17 protein-coding genes and 1 tRNA gene are annotated in these 18,078 nt (G+C 33.9%); 8 read left to right on the top strand and 10 right to left on the bottom strand.

The window, feature by feature from the left end; all coding sequences use genetic code 11:
• Window positions 1–155 precede the first annotated feature (155 nt).
• The 4 genes from DNU06_RS02240 to DNU06_RS02225 form a co-directional block, all read right to left on the bottom strand.
• On the bottom strand, window positions 156–1,415 hold the full coding sequence (locus tag DNU06_RS02240) for a serine hydrolase domain-containing protein (RefSeq protein ID WP_111061569.1): 1,260 nt from the start codon (window positions 1,413–1,415) through the stop codon (window positions 156–158).
• 347 nt (window positions 1,416–1,762) lie between these two features.
• The gene (locus DNU06_RS02235) at window positions 1,763–1,963 is read right to left on the bottom strand and encodes a GIY-YIG nuclease family protein (RefSeq protein WP_111061568.1); all 201 of its coding nucleotides are present in this window, start codon (window positions 1,961–1,963) and stop codon (window positions 1,763–1,765) included.
• A gap of 195 nt (window positions 1,964–2,158) precedes the next feature.
• Window positions 2,159–2,232 (bottom strand) — tRNA-Asp (locus tag DNU06_RS02230).
• A 115-nt stretch (window positions 2,233–2,347) separates the two neighbouring features.
• A complete protein-coding gene (locus DNU06_RS02225; RefSeq protein WP_233502927.1) occupies window positions 2,348–3,274 on the bottom strand; it encodes a DUF58 domain-containing protein in 927 nt (308 codons plus the stop codon).
• Window positions 3,275–3,347: 73 nt separating this feature from the next.
• Between DNU06_RS02225 and DNU06_RS02220 the strand changes: the two genes are divergently transcribed.
• The gene (locus DNU06_RS02220; RefSeq protein ID WP_111061567.1) at window positions 3,348–3,722 is read left to right on the top strand and encodes a hypothetical protein; all 375 of its coding nucleotides are present in this window, start codon (window positions 3,348–3,350) and stop codon (window positions 3,720–3,722) included.
• A complete protein-coding gene (gene yidD, locus DNU06_RS02215; RefSeq protein WP_111061566.1) occupies window positions 3,719–3,961 on the top strand; it encodes a membrane protein insertion efficiency factor YidD in 243 nt (80 codons plus the stop codon). The genes DNU06_RS02220 and yidD overlap by 4 nt, the downstream gene beginning before the upstream one ends.
• A 48-nt stretch (window positions 3,962–4,009) precedes the next feature.
• On the opposite strand, the gene DNU06_RS02210 is transcribed toward yidD, so the two are convergent.
• The 3 genes from DNU06_RS02210 to DNU06_RS02200 form a co-directional block, all read right to left on the bottom strand.
• Window positions 4,010–6,454: a protein-disulfide reductase DsbD family protein gene (locus DNU06_RS02210; RefSeq protein ID WP_111061565.1), complete on the bottom strand. Its 2,445-nt coding sequence runs from the start codon at window positions 6,452–6,454 to the stop codon at window positions 4,010–4,012.
• A gap of 130 nt (window positions 6,455–6,584) precedes the next feature.
• Window positions 6,585–6,869 (bottom strand): hypothetical protein, encoded by a 285-nt coding sequence (locus DNU06_RS02205; protein WP_111061564.1) that lies wholly within the window; start codon window positions 6,867–6,869, stop codon window positions 6,585–6,587.
• Window positions 6,870–7,018: 149 nt separating this feature from the next.
• On the bottom strand, window positions 7,019–7,390 hold the full coding sequence (locus DNU06_RS02200; RefSeq protein ID WP_111061563.1) for a hypothetical protein: 372 nt from the start codon (window positions 7,388–7,390) through the stop codon (window positions 7,019–7,021).
• A gap of 122 nt (window positions 7,391–7,512) precedes the next feature.
• On the opposite strand from DNU06_RS02200, the gene DNU06_RS02195 reads away from it, so the two are divergent.
• The 4 genes from DNU06_RS02195 (at window position 7,513) to DNU06_RS02180 (ending at window position 13,831) form a co-directional block, all read left to right on the top strand.
• Window positions 7,513–8,100: a ribonuclease HII gene (locus DNU06_RS02195; protein ID WP_199398973.1), complete on the top strand. Its 588-nt coding sequence runs from the start codon at window positions 7,513–7,515 to the stop codon at window positions 8,098–8,100.
• Window positions 8,101–8,202: 102 nt separating this feature from the next.
• Complete coding sequence (locus DNU06_RS02190) at window positions 8,203–10,455, top strand: hypothetical protein (protein ID WP_111061562.1); 2,253 nt, start codon at window positions 8,203–8,205, stop codon at window positions 10,453–10,455.
• 2 nt (window positions 10,456–10,457) lie between these two features.
• On the top strand, window positions 10,458–13,043 hold the full coding sequence (locus tag DNU06_RS02185) for a DUF5723 family protein (RefSeq protein ID WP_111061561.1): 2,586 nt from the start codon (window positions 10,458–10,460) through the stop codon (window positions 13,041–13,043).
• Window positions 13,044–13,057: 14 nt separating this feature from the next.
• The gene (locus DNU06_RS02180; RefSeq protein ID WP_111061560.1) at window positions 13,058–13,831 is read left to right on the top strand and encodes a hypothetical protein; all 774 of its coding nucleotides are present in this window, start codon (window positions 13,058–13,060) and stop codon (window positions 13,829–13,831) included.
• A 3-nt stretch (window positions 13,832–13,834) separates the two neighbouring features.
• Here the strand turns inward: DNU06_RS02180 and DNU06_RS02175 are convergent, their stop codons facing one another.
• Window positions 13,835–14,302: a DUF4783 domain-containing protein gene (locus DNU06_RS02175; protein WP_146239114.1), complete on the bottom strand. Its 468-nt coding sequence runs from the start codon at window positions 14,300–14,302 to the stop codon at window positions 13,835–13,837.
• A 66-nt stretch (window positions 14,303–14,368) separates the two neighbouring features.
• On the opposite strand from DNU06_RS02175, the gene rlmH reads away from it, so the two are divergent.
• On the top strand, window positions 14,369–14,842 hold the full coding sequence (gene rlmH, locus DNU06_RS02170) for a 23S rRNA (pseudouridine(1915)-N(3))-methyltransferase RlmH (RefSeq protein ID WP_111061558.1): 474 nt from the start codon (window positions 14,369–14,371) through the stop codon (window positions 14,840–14,842).
• On the top strand, window positions 14,839–16,155 hold the full coding sequence (locus DNU06_RS02165; protein WP_111061557.1) for a hypothetical protein: 1,317 nt from the start codon (window positions 14,839–14,841) through the stop codon (window positions 16,153–16,155). Before rlmH ends, DNU06_RS02165 begins: the two co-directional genes overlap by 4 nt.
• On the opposite strand, the gene DNU06_RS02160 is transcribed toward DNU06_RS02165, so the two are convergent.
• Both DNU06_RS02160 and DNU06_RS02155 read right to left on the bottom strand, forming a co-directional pair.
• Window positions 16,152–17,288 carry a glycosyltransferase family 4 protein gene (locus DNU06_RS02160; RefSeq protein WP_111061556.1) on the bottom strand — a complete coding sequence of 379 codons (1,137 nt, stop codon included), beginning with the start codon at window positions 17,286–17,288 and terminating at the stop codon, window positions 16,152–16,154. The two genes, DNU06_RS02165 and DNU06_RS02160, sit on opposite strands and share 4 nt — an antisense overlap.
• Window positions 17,285–18,055 carry a glycosyltransferase family 2 protein gene (locus DNU06_RS02155; RefSeq protein WP_158526798.1) on the bottom strand — a complete coding sequence of 257 codons (771 nt, stop codon included), beginning with the start codon at window positions 18,053–18,055 and terminating at the stop codon, window positions 17,285–17,287. The genes DNU06_RS02160 and DNU06_RS02155 overlap by 4 nt, the downstream gene beginning before the upstream one ends.
• Window positions 18,056–18,078 lie beyond the last annotated feature (23 nt).

Raw genomic sequence — 18,078 nt, 5'->3', positions numbered from 1 at the left:
TGATAAAAAACGATTTCACGGGGCGATAAACACCTAGGCTTATATCACCCAAAATACCAAGTTTTTTAATTTTTTGATGGCTAAAGTTTGTGTGAAATTTTGTTGTAACTAAGGTCCTTAGCAATAATGAATTTTACACTTTGTTGTATGCGGTTTTATTTCCTATCAAAAGTTACTTTTTCTGCACCCATTTTTAGCGTAACTCTAGCTTTAGTATACTTAAGTAATAAATTGCTTGTTTTTGATTTGTAAACATTCTTTCTTGACTGTTCTAGGAACTGATATTGCTCATTGTTAACTTTCACTAGTAGAACTGTATTTAGTTTTATTAGTGCTAAGTTGGCATTAGTTGTGGTGTAAGTTTGCTCCTTAGGTTTTAGCAAATCATAAGAATATAGTGTATGTAATAATATGTCATTTAGGTAGCCAGCATCACCATTTGCACAGAATGATATACTAATAGAATCTTCAGGAAAGTAAACGGAATACGAATGGAATCCATCAATCCTTCCTTCATGTCCAAAACAAACTTTATCCTCATAAGAGATTACAGGATACAGCGCGAATTCGTATAAATTATCATTGTTAATCATTAGGTTTAGCAAGCTGTCATTAAGGAGTTTGCCAGTAAATAATTGAAAGTAAAAAGAATTTAAATCTTTAGGAGTAGAGACAATTCCTCCTGCTCCCATTGGAACGCTGATATCTGTATTTGTTGAATTTGTCCAATCATAATTTCCCTTAACATATGAAAGGCATTGATCTACAGATTCATTGGTTTCTCCGCTGAAATAGGTATTCTTTAATAAGCAAGGGCTTGTCACCCTATCTCTAAGTATTTTGGAATAATCTTTTTGCTCAATTTTTTCAAGGATGAAAGACAATAAAATATAATTTGTGTTAGAATACTTTGTCTTTCTTCCTGGTTTAAAAACTGCTCCATTTGCTACTATGCAATTAATTACTTCCTTTTCCGTATGAAAAGATTCCATCCAAGTTGAGAAACCAGAAGATTCAGTGATATTAAATAATCCGCTTTGATGCTTTAGTAGTTGCGCTATGGATATACTATCAGAATTGGGAATATCGGGAAAGAAAGACTCTAATTTATCATTCAAAGACAGCTTAGACTCTTCAATAAGTTGCATAATCATTACTGCTGTAAATGACTTCGAAACTGACCCTATTCTAAATTTTGTGTTTTCTGAGTTTTTAGATTTTTGACCATAATTTTCATATCCAAGTGAGTATTGATATATTTCTTCACCTGCTTTTGAAATCGAAACATTTCCCATTAAGGAATTGGCACTATCAATTTTCTGCATAAATAGATCGGTAGTTTGCGTATTCTTTACCTGACTGTAACCTGATGAAATTGCCAAAGTAACTGCGATAAGAATTAATATATTTTTCATTTTTACTATTACATCCAAGGTATGGGTATGAACACCTAGGTACGTTTATATCACTTGTGTAATTTATTGGTTATGATTCAAATATAAAAAATATAGTGGTTAATGACTGATTTCAAGTGCTTTTTTGTGACAAGGGTATAAATTTCTGTGTTCTGAGTGGGGGAGTGGTCTAATAAAAGTTGCATTTGATATGCAGACGAAGCTTCGCTTATCTGCATTCCGACTGAAACGTCGTGAACGCTTTGGGGTTTCTATACCTACAGTAAAGACGAAGTTAATGCTTGTCTGAATTCAGTCCTTCAGCGACTGGGCCATATTTATCAATAAACTGTATAAGTCTCATGCGGTTAAGGTTTTTTATTTTCTAAGCTCATTGCTTCTGCTCTTGTGTCTTTTTTTACTAGACAAACATTTTTCCACGGTAGATAAGGTTTAGTTGATTTTACTAAACCATTATTGTGTTGTGCTAATCTTTTTGAAAAGTCATTTGATTGACCAATATAATATTTATCAAAAGTTTTAGCATAATTAATGTAGACGTAAAACATGATCCATGAAATATAAGGATAGGTTTTTAAAAAGCAAAATTTAAAACAGGGGAGCTACTATTTATTAAAATGCAAATTGAAATATCACCAAGCCATGGGTTATAGAAAAAGTGACTAAAAAGCAAAACCCCCAAAGAATTTGATACTCTTTGGGGGTTTCTATACCTACAGCCATATAGGCAATAATTTAAAAAGCGGTCTGGACGGGACTCGAACCCGCGACCCTCGCCGTGACAGGGCGATATTCTAACCAACTGAACTACCAGACCGTTTTTAATACTTTTGAAGTTTGAAATTTCAAACTTGCTACCGTTGTTAGCGGGGCAAAAGTAGGTATACTTTTTCTTATGACAATGGAAAAAACGAAAAAACTTTATTTTTTTTTCAAATCATCTTACTTCTCTTGATTAAATACTGCTGTAAAGTGAATTCAACACCTTGATTTATATCTGTTTCTATATAGTCTATTTTAAATTGAGAACATTTTAATTTTAACGCATCAATTCGTTCTTTTACCTTTAATTTATAATTATTCTTCACTTCATTGGGGTGAACCTTTACTTTACGTCCAGTTTCTAAATCGATAAATTCAGTCGGTTTATTGATGAAGTCAAAATTTATCTCCTTGTCTTTGTCTAAAACATGAAAGAGAATAACTTCATGTTTATTGTGTTTTAAATGTAAGAATGCCTCTGTAAGATCTTCCACAGTCTCCGTGGAAAACAAATCAGAGAAAATAACGATTAAAGAGCGTTTATGTGTGCTTTCTGCTATTTGGTGTAATACTTCAATTAATTTGGTGGGATGGTTTAGACTTGATTGCTGTTCCTTCATGGCGCCTTCTAGCTCCGCATAAATGAGTTTATGGTGTTTGTTGGAAGATTTAATAGCTGTCTCTGCAATTATTTTATCATTAAATAAAGTAATGCCTGCAGCATCTCTTTGTTTTTTGAGTAGTTCCATCAAACTGGCTATAGCGTATACACTATACCCTAATTTATTCACCTTATTAGTAGTTGTAATTTCAGGAAAGTACATGGAAGAGGATATGTCGAGAACAAAGCGACAACGTAAATTGGTTTCCTCTTCATACCTTTTTACAAATAGTTTGTCCGTTCTTGCGTATAATTTCCAATCTATGTTCTTGGTCGATTCACCAGGGTTGTAAAGTCTGTGTTCCGAAAACTCTACCGAAAACCCATGAAAAGGGGAACGGTGCAGTCCAGTTACAAATCCTTCAACTACTTGTTTTGCTAGGAGTTCTAAATTGCCAAATTTAGGTAATTCCTGTATGTCTATTTTTCCGTACAATTCAAATTATTTGATTCGAAGATAGGCAATATTATAAAAAAAGATTACATTTATAGGGCAAGTTTTTAAAGCTATGTCTGATAAAACCAAAAAAAAACTTTGTTTAGCCTGTAATTCCGAAATATCTGGTCGTGCAGATAAAAAGTATTGCTCTGACTATTGCAGGAATGCCTATCACAATGAGTTGAATAAGGATTTCAATACTTATATTAGAAGGGTAAACAATGTTTTAAGACGGAATAGAAGAATTTTAGCAAGGTTTAATCCAAAAGGAAAATCGAAAGTTAGAGAATCTACTTTATTAGAGGAAGGCTACAATTTTGGATTTCATACCAATGTTTATAACACTAAAAAGGGAGGAAAGTATTACTTTTGTTACGACCAAGGTTTTATTAAGCTAGATGATGGCTGGGTAGCGCTGGTGGTCCGACAAGATTACGTAAGATGATTCGACAATTTTTTCAAGCAATTTTTATTTTTCCAGTTAAGATATATCAATGGATTATATCTCCTATTCTTCCAGGCGCATGCCGTTATCACCCTACCTGCTCCAATTATACAATTGATGCGATCAAGGAATGGGGACCGCTTAGAGGGTCTTGGATGGGGATAAAAAGAATTAGTACTTGTCACCCTTGGGGCGGACAAGGATTGGATGAGGTACCAAAAAACCCAAAAAGAAAATAGCCCTGAAATAAATTCCAAGGCTATTATTACTCATTAAAATAGTTGTTTTTACTCTACCAAGGCTAATGCTCCAGTACCATAAATTACCAAGGCTTCACCTCGTTTTTCAAATTCTTTTGTTGCAGTAGTTAACCATTCTTCAAACTCTTCAGGTGTACCATGCGTTCGGTATGTCGCATCCGTATGCATCATGTTGCCACCTTTGTCTAAAGCAATGTATTGTGGTTGTGTATTCTTTTTGTATAACACAGACTGCATGTCCGACCATTTGTCACCCCAAGTTACTAACTCTCTACCACTATAAGGTGAGGTTTCTGCTTTCGGCATATTGATTCTTTCATCTACTGGCAAGGAAGCAATTACAAAATTTTCTTTCATTAATTGATGTACTTTCTCATCTGACCATACATTGATTTCCATTTTACGACAATTCACACAATTGTGTCCTGTAAAATCTATCATTAAAGGTTTGCCAACTTCATCCGCATATTTTTTTGCTTGGTCAAAGTTGTGGAATACCATTAAGTTATGTTCAAATTCTGCGCCTTCTGGCAGTCCGTCTTCTGCTTCTGGAGCATGACCATGAATGCCGTATGGAATTTCACTGTAAGAGGTTGGAGGAGGGAAGGCAGAGATTAATTTTAATGGTGCCCCGAATAACCCTGGAATCATATAAACAGTCAACATTAAGGATAGTGTTGCAATGATAATTCTGAATGTTCCTAATCCACCAACGATTGGTGAATCATGTTTGGTTTGATACATCCCAAACAAATACAAAGTCATGGCTGCAAAAATGGCAATCCAAATGGCAATAAATACTTCTCTTTCTAAAAGGTGGGCTTGAACGGAAAGATCGGCATTGGATAAGAATTTAAAAGCAAATGCTAATTCTAAAAATCCTAATACTACTTTCACATTGTTTAACCAACCACCAGAAGAAGGTAATGTGTTCAACCAGCTTGGGAAAATAGCGAATAGTGCAAATGGTAATCCAAGAGCAACACCGAATCCAGCCATACCCCAAGTTAAATTCCAGGCTCCACCACCAGCAGCATTAGCCAATAAAGAACCTAAAATTGGGCCAGTACAAGAAAAGGAGACCAAAGCCAAGGTTAACGCCATAAAAAAGATACCAATTAAACCGCCAAGGTCAGATTTGGAGTCGGCTTTGTTGGTCCATTTTGCAGGTAACACAATTTCGAAGGCGCCTAAAAAAGACATGGCGAAAATAAATAACATTAAAAAGAAAAATATATTTAAAGGACCATTGGTCGCAATGTTGTTTAATATATTTGGATTTAGTGAGTCTATTAAATGAAAAGGAACACTTAAAAGAACATAGATTAATAGGATAAAGAAGCCATACATTACGCCTCTAAAAAGACCTTTCTTTTTGTCTTCACTGCCTTTAGTGAAAAAACTTACGGTCATTGGAATCATTGGGAATACGCAGGGGGTTAATAAAGCGACCAATCCACCTGCAAATGCAAGCCAGAATATGCCCCAATAAGAAGTTTGAGCGGCATCAGATATTTTTTGAATTCTTGCTTTATTTACAGGTATTTCTGCAATGTGGGGGTTGGCATTAAAAACTTCTCCATCTGGTCCAATAGCTTGAAAGGTTAAACTACCATAAATAGATTGTGTGGTGTCTTCCGTAGCAATCTCAAAAGATTTACTAATGAATCCAGCCTTGTATACGGTGAATTGTTTGCCATTAATTGTCGTGTCTGTGGTTTGTTTTGGAAGGTTTAATTCACCTTCTTTGGTGAAGTTACCTTTAATCGTGGTTGTTGTCTTTGCAGGGTCAACAATAAAAAGCCATCCTTTATTAGGGATAGGTGCAAAATGGTACTCGTAAGCATTTTCACCTGTTTTTAAAAGATAAGCTTCAATGCCAATCGGAGATTTAATGTCTTGATTTGTACTGTCAAGATCAGTTACTATTTCTTCAACAATTAATACTTCTTCTTCTGTTTTATCAATTACTTCTTCTATTGCAGCTTGGGTATTTTTTTTACAACCTTTTACGGAAATGTCAAAGAATTCATCTGTAGGTGGAAAGCAAGCTTCTAAACAAGCCATGTAACCATAGTCAACATGTAAAGTGAAATCCGTTTTGGACTTGATTTTAATTTTTTGTTTAAAAATTGCTTTTTTTCCAGGGAATATTTTTTCCGGAAATTGTCCTTCGTGTAATTCTGTTCCGTATTCCTTTACTTTACCAATTAATTCGTAATTGGCTGATTTTTTAAACTCAAAATAAGTCGGGAAGCTTATGCCGCCTTCTGGTTGAACTTGTGCATATACATGCCATCCATCTTTTTGATCTACCGTAAATACAATTGTCGCTTCGTCGCAAGAACTATATTCAATTTTATTCGACCAGGTTATGACTTCGCTTACATCATTAGGCATGTCTTGGCTGAAACCAACCAAACTCCAAAAGAAAAGGCTTAAAAAACTAAGTTTTGTTAATGTGTTTTGCATATTTTTATTCTAAATGACAAATTTAAAAGAAAGATTATATTAATGGGGGATTTAGTGTGTTGTATTATTGGAATCCTAGCAATAAAAAAAACGACCTAAGTCGTTTTTTAACTGTTGTATTTTGTGACTATTAGAGTTCTTTTAGTCCATTTATTCTTGAAATTGGCAGCCATACACCTCCTTTTAAACAAATAAATTTAGCACCTGTGGCCCAAATGGTCGTTTCAACCCACTTTAAACCCTCATCATCTAAAAATTCAATCCTGGTTTTGCCATGGTGAATATTACCAAGTCTCGTTGCATGCATTAACTGTTGCATTAAATCAGGGGCTTGATCAATTTCTAAGTTTTTTTTAAAATTTAATTCGGGAATTTGTTCTTTTTCTATGAGAACAGCTATCATATTTGTTGTCATGGTTTAGTTTTTTTAAAATTTCTTTGCTCCGTAAAAATAAATCGGGTGGATTAAGGTATAAAAAAAAAACGATAGTGACTCAGTAAAATCTAAAAAACTAAGCGTTTGTTAAGAATTTTTTAGAATTAAAGAAAAGGCAATAGGCTTCCTTATTTCTGAATGAATTTATCTACAAACTCTGTGGTTTTAAGATCGGCGCCCATAATTTCAATTTGATCGACAGCAAGACTGATAAAAAAACGCAAAGTAACTTTACGTGCCATTTCCGTATCTTCCACTAATGTAATTTGAACTGCAGTACCACCAGTACTTATAGGAGTAGAAATTACCGTGAAAAATTTGGTGTAATAGTCGGCTACTTTATTGATTTCAGTTAAAGGGTATGTATTGTCGAATTCAAAATGAAAGATTCCTGCTGTTTTAGCTTCGTTTACTTTGTCTACGTCAGTATACACCACTTTTTGACTGAAGGCTGTTAAGGAAAGGAAAATACCTAAAATAATACTTGTAATCTTTTTCATGCTTTTTGCTTTAAATATTAAACGTAACCAAGCTGGCTAAAGTTGTTTAAAATTAGTAAAATTATTGGTTTATAAGGTTGTTTTTTTTAAGTGGTTTAGTATTTTAATATATTTGAAACATTATGGGCTTGACATTAAGGTATATTGAAGATGATAAATTAGAAAGTGGTTGTGATGAAGCAGGACGTGGATGTTTGGCTGGTCCGGTGGTAGCCGCCGCTGTTATCCTGCCAAATGACTTTAAAAATGAATTATTAAATGATTCTAAACAGTTAAGTTTAAAAAAACGACTTTTACTCTACCCAATCATAAAAAAAGAGGCACTTGCCTATGGTATAGGTGTTGTTTCACCCCAAGAGATTGATGAGATAAATATTTTAAATGCTTCATTTTTAGCTATGCACCGCGCTATTGATCAATTAGAGAAAAGACCAGATCGATTGCTAATTGACGGGAATCGTTTTAATGCCTACGCTTCTGTTGAGCACCATTGTATTGTAAAAGGAGATGCTAAATTTATGGCAATTGCTGCCGCATCTGTGTTGGCTAAAGTTTTTCGTGATCACCTAATGCATGAACAGCATCTCATTTATCCCGCATACCACTGGGACCAAAATAATGGATATCCTACCAAAAAGCACCGGGTTGCAATTAAAGAATATGGGCCAACTCCTTTACATAGAAAAACCTTTAAATTATTGGCTACTTAAGCGCTATAACGACATCTTTGATTCACAAATTATTGTGTAAACATTCCTTGCTATGCGGTTGTAAATAAGGGAATCCATGTTATTTTTGACCAAAATTGCTCAATGTTTGGAAGATTCTTGAAATTTATTGTTTTAATAGGCAGCTTAAGTTTGTTGATTTACGGGGCCGTTTATGTGTATCAAAAACAAAAATTTCCAATTAATCATGGTTCTTTTGCAAGTGAAAATAGCCGTTTAGTTTATGTCAATGATATTGAAAAACTAGATAAAATGGAGCATGGATATGCCTTGCTTCAAACGTATGGCGTGCCAGTTGCTGCAACTAAAATCATGGAAGTAATTGAAGCGGCTAAACCAGTGGTTACAACTGCACAAATTGCATTCGAATTCCAAAAATTTAATTTAAGCATAGCTGGATTAGATTTACATGATGTCCCCAATTATTTTCCTGTATCGGAGACCGTAAATGGGTATGTTTTTCAATTGATGGGCAATCAAATACTAGTAGAAAAACATGCCGATTACCTGGTTTTTAGTAGTTATGAAAAAATATCCCTCCGTAATTTACCCATATTTAAAACGATTAAATTTAAAGGAAATGCGGATTTCTATTATGTTGGGACTGACCATGTGGTGGAGTCCATAAAAATGTCTAATGAATTTAAATATAGTACTTTCTCCGATTCACTCAGTATAGTGAAAGGAAAGCCAGTGAATCCTTATCCAATTTTAACCCTTTGTCCAACCAATGCAGAACGTATTTTATTTTATGGTAGTTCTAGATTTTTAGAGGATGCACACACCCTGTTTTCTAATATTCAAAACCAACATTTAAGCTGGGTGGATAATGCCATTGCTTTGGTCGAAAAAGACAGTTTTTCGGTCATTGTAGCGAAAGAAAATGAATTCAGCAATTTAAAATTAATGCTGATGGAAGAAACTTTAAAACTAGCCTACGATTCTCTTATGCCGCAGTCGATATACATGAGTAGTATAGAAATTATTCCTTTTAAAAGTAGTTGGAATTGGCAAGAGTTGGTCCCAGACTTAAAAGGGGATATGAAATATTTCGCAAATTATAATGGCTATGTAATACTGACTAATAAACTAGGCGCAATGAAATGGATGATAAAAAATCTACAAATTGGCAAAACGTATGAGAAAAAACTAGTCGCAGAAAAAGTCCCCACCCGTTTACACCAACTTTTGATTCAAAATGACGCTGGTAATAGTCTTGCTATTTCTTTTAAAACATGGATACAACCCAAGCTTTGCTTTAATGCTTTAGCAAGTACCCAAGATGCTGTAAATTTAGGGAATACAATTATCCATTTAGAGATTCCATTTTACGAAGAAGTAAAATGGTTGAGTTCCATTAGGCATGAAAATAGTATTTATACACTAGTGATGACTAGCGAAGAGTTATTTTGTTTCAATGAAAAAGGAAAACAGCTCTGGAAAAATAAAGTTTTATTTGACCCAAACATGCTACCTGTTGTAATAGACGTGGATAAGGACGGAACTCCAGAAATTTGTTTTGTAGCAGGTAAAGAATTTTATTTGTTCACCGTAGCGGGAAAACCTATGCCAGGTTTTCCAATAAAGTTTACCCAAAATATTCATCAATTTAAAATAGTAGCGTACCCTACAGGAGAACCTAGAATTTTGATTAATGTAAATGAAAAAGTGGTGAATTACGCCATTTCTGGTGCGCAAGTCAATGGATGGCAATTTAACCAATGGATTGGTGACTTAAATACCCGTATTTTTTACCAAAGATTTAAAGCTTTAGATTGTATCTATTTTACCAATCAAAAGGATTCTTTATTCGTGTTGAATAGAAAAGGAGAAATAAGGGCTAAATCCACTAAAGGTAAAGTGAATTTTGGTGAACAGTTTGTGCTGAGTTCAAATACAGTGAATAGTCAAAATTTTAACCTCATGTATTATCAAAACAAAAAGTTAATTAAGTATTACTTTGAATCCGAATTATCCGATACCATTCCACTAAAAATAGACCAAGATATTACGCAGTTCCATTGGTTAAATTTTAAAGATAATAAGTGGTTATTTTTAGAATCATTTGATAAAGTATCTGTTTATAATTATCTTGGACTATTGGAATTTGATATGTTGAAGGCAGAACCTAATACTTATTTGCTGTTTCATCAAGTAGATTTGCAAGATGGATTTCCTTTTTATAATCCAGAGAAAAACACGGTTTATCTCTTAGATTCTTACGGGAATTTGATGTTAAAAGAGCCAGTGGATTGTGAAGGGGTATTGAGTTTTAGAAATAGCGTATTGGTGACAAACGCAAAAAATAAAATTGTCATCAGAGACTTAAATCAATAGTTATGAGAAGTTTTGTATGGTTTGTTTGCTTTTTCTTAATTTTTACTAAAGGATTTTCCCAACAATATGTTGGCTATTTACAAAGTAATTATGCTGGTGTAAATGCCGGATCCATGAATCCTGCTTTTATAGCCGATAATCGTTTTTTGGTAGATGTTAATATTGGTAGTTTTGCCATGACGGGCTTTAATGATTATGCGTTTTTTAATCCATGGAAAATGCCTAGTGGTTATTTAAATACATTTACATCAAGTTCTAATCAAGCGGAAGCATATCGTACAGATCCGAGTAACTTTAAAATAGTTTCTTATGATTCAACAACATATTATAGAAATACTTTAGGTTCTGGTAATATTTTTGAATACAATAACCCAAAGAAAAATAGTACGAACTTATCTTACAATCACGAAATCGCAATTTTCAATTTCATGATTTGTTTAGAAGATGAAATCGCCTTTAGTTTTGGCATCAAACAACGTACTTTTGTCAATCTTGATCAAGTTTCTTATGAATTGTTGGCTTTGAGTAGAACGGATTTAAATTTCCCAAGCATGTGGAATTTATACTGGACGGATCAAAATTTAAAGTTTTCAACGAATACATGGAATGAATACACGTTAGGAATAGCCTCTGTGGTATATGATAAAGAGGAACATTTTTTTAAGTCGGGATTGAACATCAAATTTTTACAAGGTAAACAAGCCGCCTATTTTAAAACGGACGGATTAGAATATGAATTAATCAATGCTGATTCTGCAAGAAGTATGCAAGGCGAAATTCATTATGGCTACACTGAAAATCTCGACAATTCAAGTTTGTTGGCTGGGGATGTTTCAGACTTTTTTGATTTTCAGAATCCTCTAAAAGGTGGTGGAGGTTTCGGTTTTGGTTTAGACGTTGGTGTCGTATATGAATGGCGACCAAAATGGATGACATTTGTTTATAGTATGGATGGGCGTAAAAATCTACAACGCCCAGATTTAAACAAATACCGAATTCGTGCGGCTCTTTCTGTAAATGATATTGGTGGGATTCGTTATAAAAAAGGGAAAGATGCGCTTGACTTTGCATTCAATAATGTGCAAGATCTTGATTTTGATAATTTGAAAGCAAATTCTTTAGGTGCTTTCACGCAAAAAGTATCGGCACTGGTTGCTGGAAATCAAGCAAACTATACCACGGAAAAAAGCACTTTTTTCATGAATTTACCCACCCATGTCGTAGGTAATGTCGATTACTTTATTGGTAAAAACTTTTATTTGAATGCGAGTGGTTTATTGGCTTTTGCCATGAAAAATAATGAAAACAATTCCAGGTTGTACAACAGTTTTACTTTTAGCCCACGCTTTGACCATAAGTTTTTTAGTCTTTCTGTTCCTTTGAGTGTGACCCAGGTATATGGGGCCCGAATCGGTGCGTCTATGCGTCTTGGACCGTATATCGTGTTAGGAACAAGTAATCTAAAACCTTTTATGAGTGCTAAAAAGGATGTGCGCTTAAATGGAGCTGATATTTATTTCGCTTTAAAAGTGCCTATTGCACGGCGTGTACTTAAGGATACGGACAAGGATTTGGTTTCTGACAAGTTAGATTTGTGTATCGATACACCAGGGGTTTGGGCTTTTAATGGCTGTCCAGATTCAGATAATGATGGTGTTCAAGATGCAGAAGATAAATGTCCGGATGTGCCAGGAATTGTAGCATTCAGTGGTTGTCCAGATGGGGATGGAGATGGAATTGTAGATGGAGAAGATGATTGTCCATCTATAGCTGGAATAGCTGCTTTTAATGGTTGCCCAGATACAGATAGTGATGGAATTACGGATGCAGAAGATGATTGTCCTACAATAGCTGGTTTAGCCGCTTTTAATGGTTGTCCGGATACAGACAGTGATGGGATAAAAGATGCGGATGATCTTTGTCCAAATGCAGCAGGTCCTATCGAGAATAATGGTTGTCCAGATACAGATAAAGATGGTTTGTTTGACTATTTAGATGATTGCCCAGAAGAAGCAGGGCCGAAAGAAAATAAAGGCTGTCCATGGGCGGATACGGATAAAGATGGTATTTTAGATAAAGACGATAAATGTCCATTAAATGTTGGGCCAGCAGCAAATGATGGTTGTCCTTATATAGATACAGATGGGGATGGCATATTAGATAAGGATGATGCTTGTGTGAATGTTCCTGGCGTGATTACGAACTTTGGTTGCCCAGAAATTCAAGAAGAAGAAAAAGAAATATTGCAAACTGCTTTTCAAAATCTTCAATTCGAAACAGGTAAGGCCGTGATTAAAGAAGTGTCTTTTGAAAGTCTGGATAAGCTAGGGGCATTGTTAGTAAAAAAACCAGAATGGAAACTTAAAATTACTGGACATACAGACAGTCAAGGTAAGTCGCAGACGAATTTAATTCTTTCTAAAAAACGCGCGGAAGCAGTTAGAGATTATTTAATAAGTAAGGGCATTGATGCAGATCAAAGAATTATTGTCGCTTACTTTGGAGAAGAAAAACCGATTGCGGATAATAGCACAGAGGAAGGACGTCAAAAAAACAGAAGGGTTGAAATGGATGTTTTATTCGAATAATTAATGAAAAATAAATGGAAGTAAAAAGCACATTGTTAAGTTGTTTGTTGGGGGTACTAATATGGGGGTGTAATTCACCTGCTAAAAAGGGAGGGGCTGCAGAGCCAATTCAAAAAGACTCCCTGCAATTAGTAATAGAAGAAAAAGTATTAAGCATTATCGAAATGCAAGATTCTTTGACGATAGTACCTAGTTTAAGGTATTCTAAAGGTGCTTCAGAAACGTATGCTGTACGTTCCTATAATCACCCAATAGGTGTTAAATTAATTGTAGAAGAGTTTTTCTCGAATACAGAAATTTCACAAAGACTTTTTTACTTTGAAAGTGGACATCCAATCTTTATTAAAGAATCGGCGTCTATTTTTCATGATTCTATAGAGGATTATACAGAGAGAAAAATCTATTTAAATGAAGGGGAGCTATATAAAGTCTTTGAAAAAGATAAGTATTTAGATGTCTTTATGTTTGACGATACAACCTTTCGAGAAGGAACGATAAATTTAAACGAATACGATTATGAAAACGCATTACATGCATTAAATCAAACCGATAAATACGCTTTGCATTTCGACGAGTTTTTATCTATTGAACCGCAAACGTATATTATTTTAGAAACTGTAGATTCTAGTATGAATGTCGCTTTATTTATACAAGAAGGCGATTCACTGCTTAATTTACTATATGACAATGCCGAAGAATACAAAGGAAGAGCTATAAAAGTAAGCCATTACTTTGAAGAGATGAATGGCATTGAAAGAATGATTTATAATGGTGCTATATTAGAATAAGGGTTATGCCTCAATTGTAATACTGGTAATTTGCTCAGAACCGCCACTCGATTTTACATTGACCGTAACACGAAATTTTTTGGATGCCGATACATAAGTACCAATAAAGTATTTTGTTCCATTGGATTGCCCTTCGTGTATAATGCTAAAACTTGAAACCCTGTTTTGGGAAAAGAAAGTAGATAATACTTGCACTGCTTGAGATTTAGAATACAAATTTGATTTTCCAGTAATGGTTACATCCAAATTGGAAGGGAAATAATTGGATAATAATTTAGCGTTGCCATTGGAAAATCCAGAAAGGATATCGCTTTTAACAGACAATATAATTTCAGGACTCATCTCTTTAGGCTCCATAGTTACCGTTTTGGGTGTGGATTCTATTTTGGCTAAAACTAGTTCTTCATTTATATTTTGAGCAAATGATGATATACTTGCTAAAAGAAAAAACAACACAATTAAATTTTTCATCTCAATATTTACATTAATTTTACTGTTATCCAAACCTACAAAAATTAAGCCATTAATTTATTTTAAATGAAGATTAAATTAATTACCATAAGTAAAACGAACAAAAAATTCTTAATTGAAGGGGAAAGCGAGTACCAAAAAAGGTTAAAAAGATATGTGAAGTTGGATAGGATTGAAATTCCAGATATCAAAAATGCCAAGTCCTTAAGTAAGGCTGAGATTAAACTGAAAGAAGGAGAAATTATACTTTCAAAGATTGATGCTGCAGATTTAGTTGTCTTATTAGATGATAAAGGAGTGGAGTTTACTTCTATGAAATTTGCAAAATGGATTCAAAACAAAAGAAATTTAAGTGTGAAAAATGCTGTTTTTGTGGTTGGTGGTGCTTATGGCTTTTCTGATGCAGTTTATGCGCGAGCGAATGAAAAAATGTCCTTGTCTAAACTTACTTTTAGTCACCAAATGGTGCGTATGATATTTTTAGAGCAATTATATCGTGCTTTTACTATATTGAATAATGAACCTTATCACCACGAATGATTTCGCTCGCAGACTGGGGAATATGGATTATCTATTTAGGTGTAATTACAATTATACTTTGGTTTTTAAGAGATAGAAAGCAGCCCGAATTGGCGAAGTTTTATTTGCCAGGTTTTTATGTGAAAGTTTTCGGTGGGGTAGCATTTGTGGTTATTTACATTTACCACTATAAAGGGGTGGGAGATACTTTTTTATATTTTAATGGTGCTAAAGTTTTAGCAAATGCTATGGTAGAATCACCAGTAGACTACTTTAGGTTGATCTTGTCGAGTAGTAATAATTTACCACCAGATTTATACAGATATACTCAAGATATATTTTATGCCCATACGGCAGAGGAGTGGTTTATGGTAAAGTTATTGTCGCCAATTGTACTGCTTTCTTTTAAGTCGTATTTAGTTACAACTTTACTGGTTAGCGTGTTCTCTTTTTTTGGCGCTTGGAAGTTATTTAAGGTTTTTAACCACGCACTTAAGTCTTATCCATATTTAGCTTTTGGAGTAGCATTCCTAATCCCTTCTACTGTTTTTTTTGGTGGTGGAGTTATTAAAGATACCGTTACCATGGTAGGGATAAGTGTGGTTATTTATGCACTTTATTTTGGCTTAAGAGAGAGAATGAATCTAAAGCTTATGCTTATTGCTTTATTTTGGGCCTTTATTATTCTTAATTTAAAAGCATATATTATTCTATCTTTCTTGCCAAGCTTTTTTATAATCGTTTATATCTTTTTTAGGTCTCGCTCGCAAAATAAAATGCTACGGTTGATGATTACGCCAATGTTGATTGCTTTTATTGCTGCTGTGGCATACCTTAGTTTTCAAAATTTACCGGATATTTCTGAAAAGTATAATCAAAATAATCTTGAAAAAAAATTAAAAGGTTTTCATACCTGGCATGCCACTATTGGTGAATCGGCTTATTCTTTAGGGGAAATTGAATACACTCCGTTGGGGGTTATGAAAAAAGTACCTGCTGCTTTAATGACTACCTTTTTTAAACCTTATGTGTGGAAAGCAAGAAATCCAGTAGTTTTACTCAGTGCTTTAGAAAGCTTATTTATATTTATCTTATTTTTTTTGGTAACTATAAAAACGCGGTTTAAGTATTTTAAATATTTGCCATCTGGCTTTTTTAGGGCATTGGTCAGCTTTGTCCTATTGTTTGGTTTTATTGTTGGATTTACGTCTTATAATTTTGGCGCATTGGCAAGGTATAAAATTCCAGTTATCCCTGTTTTTGTCTTTATCTTAATACTTATTTTATTACAGGTACGGGAAAAGGAGAAGGAAGCGAAAATAAAACCTAATTAGGTAGTTAATACTTTTTGATAATAGGCAATTGTTTCATCACGCATTCTTTCCAAACTAAAGTCGTTGTTTAATGCTTGGTAGGCATTTTCACTTATCTTTTTTCTAAGTGGTGCATCTGTCAATAATTTCTTCATGTTTTCATATAAACTATCTAGTTCAAAAGCGGTAGCTATTAAGCCTGTAGTTTCATGTTTTACCAACTCGTTACAGCCAATAGCATTAAAGGTTACTACTGGCGTTTTTGCATTGAATGCTTCAAAAATAACCAATGGTAAGCCTTCGGAATATGAAGTGACAGCCATTAAGTCCGAAGCTTTTAAAAACTGGTTTACATTTTGTTGGAAGCCTAAAAAAAGAATATGTTCTTGTATATTTAGTTGTTTTACTTGTTCTTTTAAGGTGGCCGCTAGAGGGCCAGTACCTAAAATCACTAATTTTAAATGAGGAAAATCATGGATCAGCCTTGGCATTACTTCCAATAGAAAATGATGTCCTTTTCGTGGGATTAAACGGCCAGTAATGATAATTTGCAATTCAGAAAAACGATACTTTACAAGGTCATCCATTACAATTGCAGGATAGTTAAAACCGTGTAAAATAACATCCATCTCTCCAGGTTTTATCAGGTTGGCTTTTGTATAAAAATCTTTTAAACCTGCTGAACATGCATAGCTAGCATCCATTTTTTTATGGGAGAATTTAAATAAGTAGTAATATAAATTCTTTGGAATTGCAGCAGGGTTTGTACAATATTTTACATAGGTATCTTCATGGTAACCGTGCTTGGTGGAAATGATTTTTATTTTATGATTAATGAATTTTAGTAACCCTGCCCAAACATCTGCATAAATCAAATGGGTATGTAAAATCGAAAAGTTATTTTTTTTTAAGTAGCGGTTTAATTTAAATGGAATACTAGGACTAGCGTAGTTGGCAACATAAATAGACTTAAAAGGGATGTTTTGTTGTTGCAATAGGTCTAAAAATGGCTGTGCTTTTTCTCTGTTCGATTTTTTAATTACAGTAATCATTTCTACGGTGACACCTTTTTTTATCAAGGCGGGAATTAATGCCAAAAAATATTTTTCAGAACCGGCAATTCCATCAATGTTTTGTAAGAATGCTATTTTCATTGATATTTATTTTTTAGTAGTCTGTTAATGATTTTTGCAGGTAGAATTAATTTTATTTTTACCGTAATGTATCCTTTAATTATTTTTGGGATAAAGTAAAAGGCCTGTTTAAATTTTGGGTTTAGTTCTTTATTAATTTGATATACTTCATTAGTTGCTTTGTATCTTTTTTGGTCGGAAACGCCACCTGCATCAATAATGCAAATTGGTACTTGCAATGCTATAAAATTTACCCCGGCTAAAAAATGTTTAAAGAGTAGTTCAAAATCTGCAACATACTTGTATTTTTCATTAAAACCAACCCCCATTAATTTTTTAGTTACAAATACAGATTGGTGAGAAAAACTCATTCCTTTCCAGAGTTGTTCAATTGGTAAGGGTTTTATTATTCTTTTAAATCCTGTAGCATACTCTGCTTGACATTGCCCATATATAATGCTAGATGATTCTGAAAATGGAATGTCAGAAAGAATATTTGCATTGAAAAACTGATCACCTGCATTCATAAAAATAACCCATGTCCCTTTAGCAATAGCTAGCCCTTTGTTCATGGCGTTATAAATACCTTTGTCTGGTTCACTTACCCAAATTCTAGTGGGTTGATCTATTGATTTTAAATAGGCTTGGGTGCCATCATTTGAATTCCCATCCATGATGATGTGCTCATAATCATTAAATGTTAGCGCAGATACGCTTGCTATTGTTTTTTTTAAACCATTGATATTGTTATAGGTAATGGTGATGATGGATAGCGTAGGGGTCGTCAAAATAGTGGTAAATAATAATTAAA

Source organism: Putridiphycobacter roseus (assembly GCF_003234935.1).
Taxonomy (GTDB): domain Bacteria; phylum Bacteroidota; class Bacteroidia; order Flavobacteriales_D; family Crocinitomicaceae; genus Putridiphycobacter; species Putridiphycobacter roseus.
The sequence above is the reverse complement of the archived record's forward strand: the minus strand, read 5'-3'. Positions and strand labels throughout refer to the sequence as shown.